The 675-nt window shown below is 77.3% G+C and carries 1 protein-coding gene; it reads right to left on the bottom strand.

Going from position 1 to position 675, the window contains the following annotated elements:
* Positions 1 to 167: 167 nt before the first annotated feature.
* On the bottom strand, positions 168 to 675 hold a 508-nt coding region (locus DQW85_RS21845; protein WP_162795199.1), incomplete at its 5' end, for an FHA domain-containing protein.

The following is a 675-nucleotide window of genomic DNA, read 5'->3' as shown; positions in this document are numbered from 1 at the left end:
GGGCCGGCGCCCCGGGACCTGGAGGATGTGCTGCTGCTGCGGGACCTGGCCGTCGGCGATCTGTGCGGGCGTGAGCGTGGGCGGCTGCTGGGCGGGCGCGTGCGCGTGCGGCTGCGGTGGGGGCGTGCGCGCGTGCGGCTGCTGTGCGGACGGGGTGTGCACGGGTGTCACGGCGTGCCCTCCCGGATGGTGATGACCGTCCACGCGCCGAGGTGGATGCGGTCGCCCGCGCCCACGGGGACCGGCACGTTGACCGTGACCGGCTTGCCGTTGACCTGGGTGCCGTTGGCGGAGCCGGGGTCGACCAGCGCCCACGAGCCGTCGCCCTGGGCGAGCAGCACGGCGTGCAGGTGCGAGACGCCCGGATCCTCCGGCGGGCCGGTCAGGTCGATCTCCGGCCGGGCGGCGCGGGTGCGGCTGTGCCGCCCGATCCGCACCTGCTCGCCGGTGAGGGGGAACGACCGCTCGGGGCAGTACGGAGGGAACGCCACGGTGTGGGCGTCGGGCCCGCCCTGGGCGATGACCTGCTCGTAGTAGGCGCGGTCGGCCGCGGTGACCGCCTCCCAGCGGGCGCCCGCCACCGGCACCCGGGCGGGGGCGCCGCCGGTGTAGTCGTGCCCGCACACCTCGCAGAACTGGCCGGCGCGCGGCGTCCGGCAGACCGGGCAGTCCTCG

The sequence above is a fragment of the Nonomuraea lactucae genome, assembly GCF_003313395.1.
In the GTDB taxonomy this organism is placed as follows: Bacteria; Actinomycetota; Actinomycetes; order Streptosporangiales; family Streptosporangiaceae; genus Nonomuraea; species Nonomuraea lactucae.
Note: the sequence above shows the minus strand (reverse complement) of the source record. Positions and strands in the feature narration are given on the sequence as shown.